Origin of the sequence: Microbacterium paraoxydans, assembly GCF_020524545.1 — a bacterium.
Classification (GTDB): Bacteria; Actinomycetota; Actinomycetes; order Actinomycetales; family Microbacteriaceae; genus Microbacterium; species Microbacterium paraoxydans_C.
In genome coordinates this window covers 1-5397 of the sequence record NZ_JAIVLG010000013.1, presented here as the reverse complement: position 1 = coordinate 5397, position 5397 = coordinate 1, and the positions used below count along the sequence as shown (strand labels likewise).

2 rRNA genes are annotated in these 5397 nt (G+C 54.4%); both read right to left on the bottom strand.

Annotated features, from left to right (window positions below):
- Positions 1-88: 88 nt before the first annotated feature.
- Positions 89-3193: ribosomal RNA gene (locus tag LC041_RS16965) — 23S ribosomal RNA — on the bottom strand.
- A gap of 419 nt (positions 3194-3612) precedes the next feature.
- Positions 3613-5137: ribosomal RNA gene (locus LC041_RS16960) — 16S ribosomal RNA — on the bottom strand.
- Together the 16S and 23S rRNA genes form the textbook arrangement of a ribosomal RNA operon.
- Between the last annotated feature and the right edge of the window lie 260 nt (positions 5138-5397).

The window sequence follows — 5397 nt, the reverse complement described above, 5'->3', positions numbered from 1 at the left end:
AAACACATAACAAAGTCAATGTTGTCATGCGGTTCTCGACCGTACATCGAGAACCACTCAGTGGACGCGTAGCACCAACAAACGGTGTGTTATCAAGTCATCGGCTTATTAGTACCAGTCAGCTGCATGCATTACTGCACTTCCACATCTGGCCTATCAACCCAGTAGTCTGGCTGGGAGCCTCTCACCCGAAGGTATGGAAATCTCATCTTGAGGCCGGCTTCCCGCTTAGATGCTTTCAGCGGTTATCCATCCCGAACGTAGCTAATCAGCGGTGCTCCTGGCGGAACAACTGACACACCAGAGGTTCGTCCAACCCGGTCCTCTCGTACTAGGGTCAGATCCTCTCAAATTTCCTACGCGCGCAGCGGATAGGGACCGAACTGTCTCACGACGTTCTAAACCCAGCTCGCGTACCGCTTTAATGGGCGAACAGCCCAACCCTTGGGACCTACTCCAGCCCCAGGATGCGACGAGCCGACATCGAGGTGCCAAACCATGCCGTCGATATGGACTCTTGGGCAAGATCAGCCTGTTATCCCCGAGGTACCTTTTATCCGTTGAGCGACAGCGCTTCCACAAGCCACTGCCGGATCACTAGTCCCGACTTTCGTCCCTGCTCGACCTGTCAGTCTCACAGTCAAGCTCCCTTGTGCACTTACACTCGACACCTGATTGCCAACCAGGTTGAGGGAACCTTTGGGCGCCTCCGTTACTTTTTGGGAGGCAACCGCCCCAGTTAAACTACCCACCAGGCACTGTCCCTGAACCGGATTACGGTTCGAAGTTAGATATCCAGAGTGACCAGAGTGGTATTTCAACAATGACTCCACACGAACTAGCGTCCATGCTTCAAAGTCTCCCACCTATCCTACACAAGCCACACCGAACACCAATACCAAGCTGTAGTAAAGGTCACGGGGTCTTTCCGTCCTGCTGCGCGTAACGAGCATCTTTACTCGTAATGCAATTTCGCCGAGTTCGCGGTTGAGACAGTTGGGAAGTCGTTACGCCATTCGTGCAGGTCGGAACTTACCCGACAAGGAATTTCGCTACCTTAGGATGGTTATAGTTACCACCGCCGTTTACTGGGGCTTAAATTCTCAGCTTCGCCTTACGGCTAACCGGTCCTCTTAACCTTCCAGCACCGGGCAGGCGTCAGTCCGTATACATCGTCTTGCGACTTGGCACGGACCTGTGTTTTTAGTAAACAGTCGCTACCCACTAGTCTCTGCGGCCACCACACCCTTTCCGGAGCAAGTCCGTATAAGTGGATGGCCCCCCTTCTCCCGAAGTTACGGGGGCATTTTGCCGAGTTCCTTAACCACGATTCTCTCGATCTCCTTGGTATTCTCTACCTGACCACCTGAGTCGGTTTGGGGTACGGGCAGCTAGAACCTCGCGTCGATGCTTTTCTCGGCAGCATAGGATCACCCACTTTTTATCCGCATCGTGTCTCAGCCTCAATGAATCGCGGATTTGCCTACGACTCGGCCTACGCACTTGCACCAGGACAACCATCGCCTGGCTTGGGCTACCTTCCTGCGTCACACCTGTTAATACGCTAGCCGCACCAGAATGGGGTCGTACGCTAGGCCCAGAGCGTCACCCCGAAGGGATCAATCACTGGGATTCAGATACTTAGCACTACTGGATTAGCTTGGGCGGTTCTTCGCCGGTACGGGAATATCAACCCGTTGTCCATCGACTACGCCTGTCGGCCTCGCCTTAGGTCCCGACTTACCCAGGGAAGATTAGCTTGACCCTGGAACCCTTGGTCTTTCGGAGGACGTGTTTCTCACACGTCATTCGCTACTCATGCCTGCATTCTCACTCGTGTAGCCTCCACGGCTGGTTTACACCGCCGCTTCGCTGGCCACACGACGCTCTCCTACCCATCAACACGGCTGGACCACGAAGGCCTACCAATAATGTCAATGCCACAACTTCGGTGGCGTGCTTGAGCCCCGTTACATTGTCGGCGCGGAATCACTTGACCAGTGAGCTATTACGCACTCTTTCAAGGGTGGCTGCTTCTAAGCCAACCTCCTGGTTGTCACAGCAACTCCACATCCTTTCCCACTTAGCACGCGCTTTGGGACCTTAGTTGGTGGTCTGGGTTGTTTCCCTCTCGACTATGAAGCTTATCCCCCACAGTCTCACTGCTGCGCTCTCACTTACCGGCATTCGGAGTTTGGCTGACGTCAGTAACCTTGTAGGGCCCATCGGCCATCCAGTAGCTCTACCTCCGGCAAGAAACACGCAACGCTGCACCTAAATGCATTTCGGAGAGAACCAGCTATCACGAAGTTTGATTGGCCTTTCACCCCTATCCACAGCTCATCCCCTCAGTTTTCAACCTAAGTGGGTTCGGTCCTCCACACGCTCTTACACGTGCTTCAACCTGGCCATGGATAGATCACTTCGCTTCGGGTCTAGGACATGCGACTGAATCGCCCTATTCAGACTCGCTTTCGCTACGGCTACCCCACACGGGTTAACCTCGCCACATATCGCTAACTCGCAGGCTCATTCTTCAAAAGGCACGCTGTCACCCCTACTAAGGAGGCTCCAACGGTTTGTAAGCAAACGGTTTCAGGTACTATTTCACTCCCCTCCCGGGGTACTTTTCACCTTTCCCTCACGGTACTTGTCCGCTATCGGTCATCTGGGAGTATTTAGGCTTATCAGGTGGTCCTGACAGATTCACACGGGATTTCACGGGCCCCGTGCTACTTGGGATACTCTTCGCGCCAAGAGAAGCATTTCGACTACGGGGTTGGCACCCTCTATGACCGGCCTTTCAAGACCGTTCGTCTATACCTTCTTGTAACGCCGCCACCTCGGCAGAGATGACAGAAAAGTCCCACAACCCCCAACATGCAACGCCTGCCGGCTATCACACACGCTAGGTTTAGCCTGATCCGGTTTCGCTCGCCACTACTAACGGAATCGCGGTTGCTTTCTCTTCCTGTGGGTACTGAGATGTTTCACTTCCCCACGTTCCCTCTACCCGCCCTATATATTCAGGCGGGAGTCACTAGGTCGGCACGCCGCCCAGCGGGGTTTCCCCATTCGGACACCCTCGGATCAAAACTTGCTTATCAGTTCCCCGAGGCTTATCGCAGATTGCTACGTCCTTCTTCGGCTCCAGATGCCAAGGCATCCACCGTTTGCTCTTAAAGACTTGAAATCACATGAGTTTGAATCAAAAACCCGACCCATCCGAAGATGGAATCAGAAATTGACTAATGATCTTTAAGATCATCTTGTGCAACCGACCGAAGCCGGCTGCAAGATGCTCGCGTCCACTGTGTAGTTCTCAAAGTACGGGCGGTACCCCTCCCCACTCCCCACCAGGGAAACAGAAAGAGGCCCAGAGTAACCGACTGTGCACTCGACCCGAAGGCCAGTACGCATCCGGTCCCTCAGGACCCAACAGCGTGCAGACACCCCGCTCACCAACCCCCACGTTCCAGCCACCGAAGCGACGTACTAGCAGAAATCAGCTGCGCTGATGTCATGTCAAATGTTCCACCCATGAGCTCCCAGCGAGAGACGAACGCTCCCGAACTGGGTTCTGGACACCCGAAAGTGTCAGATGCTCCTTAGAAAGGAGGTGATCCAGCCGCACCTTCCGGTACGGCTACCTTGTTACGACTTAGTCCTAATTACCGATCCCACCTTCGACAGCTCCCTCCACAAGGGTTAGGCCACCGGCTTCAGGTGTTACCGACTTTCATGACTTGACGGGCGGTGTGTACAAGACCCGGGAACGTATTCACCGCAGCGTTGCTGATCTGCGATTACTAGCGACTCCGACTTCATGAGGTCGAGTTGCAGACCTCAATCCGAACTGGGACCGGCTTTTTGGGATTCGCTCCACCTCACGGTATTGCAGCCCTTTGTACCGGCCATTGTAGCATGCGTGAAGCCCAAGACATAAGGGGCATGATGATTTGACGTCATCCCCACCTTCCTCCGAGTTGACCCCGGCAGTATCCCATGAGTTCCCACCATTACGTGCTGGCAACATAGAACGAGGGTTGCGCTCGTTGCGGGACTTAACCCAACATCTCACGACACGAGCTGACGACAACCATGCACCACCTGTTTACGAGTGTCCAAAGAGTTGACCATTTCTGGCCCGTTCTCGTATATGTCAAGCCTTGGTAAGGTTCTTCGCGTTGCATCGAATTAATCCGCATGCTCCGCCGCTTGTGCGGGTCCCCGTCAATTCCTTTGAGTTTTAGCCTTGCGGCCGTACTCCCCAGGCGGGGAACTTAATGCGTTAGCTGCGTCACGGAATCCGTGGAATGGACCCCACAACTAGTTCCCAACGTTTACGGGGTGGACTACCAGGGTATCTAAGCCTGTTTGCTCCCCACCCTTTCGCTCCTCAGCGTCAGTTACGGCCCAGAGATCTGCCTTCGCCATCGGTGTTCCTCCTGATATCTGCGCATTCCACCGCTACACCAGGAATTCCAATCTCCCCTACCGCACTCTAGTCTGCCCGTACCCACTGCAGGCCGGAGGTTGAGCCTCCGGATTTCACAGCAGACGCGACAAACCGCCTACGAGCTCTTTACGCCCAATAATTCCGGATAACGCTTGCGCCCTACGTATTACCGCGGCTGCTGGCACGTAGTTAGCCGGCGCTTTTTCTGCAGGTACCGTCACTTTCGCTTCTTCCCTGCTAAAAGAGGTTTACAACCCGAAGGCCGTCATCCCTCACGCGGCGTTGCTGCATCAGGCTTGCGCCCATTGTGCAATATTCCCCACTGCTGCCTCCCGTAGGAGTCTGGGCCGTGTCTCAGTCCCAGTGTGGCCGGTCACCCTCTCAGGCCGGCTACCCGTCGACGCCTTGGTGAGCCATTACCTCACCAACAAGCTGATAGGCCGCGAGCCCATCCCCAACCGAAAAATCTTTCCAGACGCAGACCATGCGATCACGTCACATATCCAGTATTAGACGCCGTTTCCAGCGCTTATCCCAGAGTCAGGGGCAGGTTGCTCACGTGTTACTCACCCGTTCGCCACTGATCCCACAGAGCAAGCTCCGTGTTCACCGTTCGACTTGCATGTGTTAAGCACGCCGCCAGCGTTCATCCTGAGCCAGGATCAAACTCTCCGTAAAAAAGAAATGCATACAAACCCAGGGAAAACCAGGCCTGCAGCGAGTTTGAAACTGACCAAAGAGATATTCATTGCTGACTATCCATTGCCAACCCCCCAAAGGAGGCTGGTCTTTGATCCAAAGGAATTCTCACCCAGCCGAAGCTGAACGAGGATAAAATTGGCATTTGACAAGTGCACGCTGTTGAGTTCTCAAGGATCGGATGCTCCCACGACCCAGCCATCACAACCAGGCCCGCAGGGCAACTTCTCTATCTTACC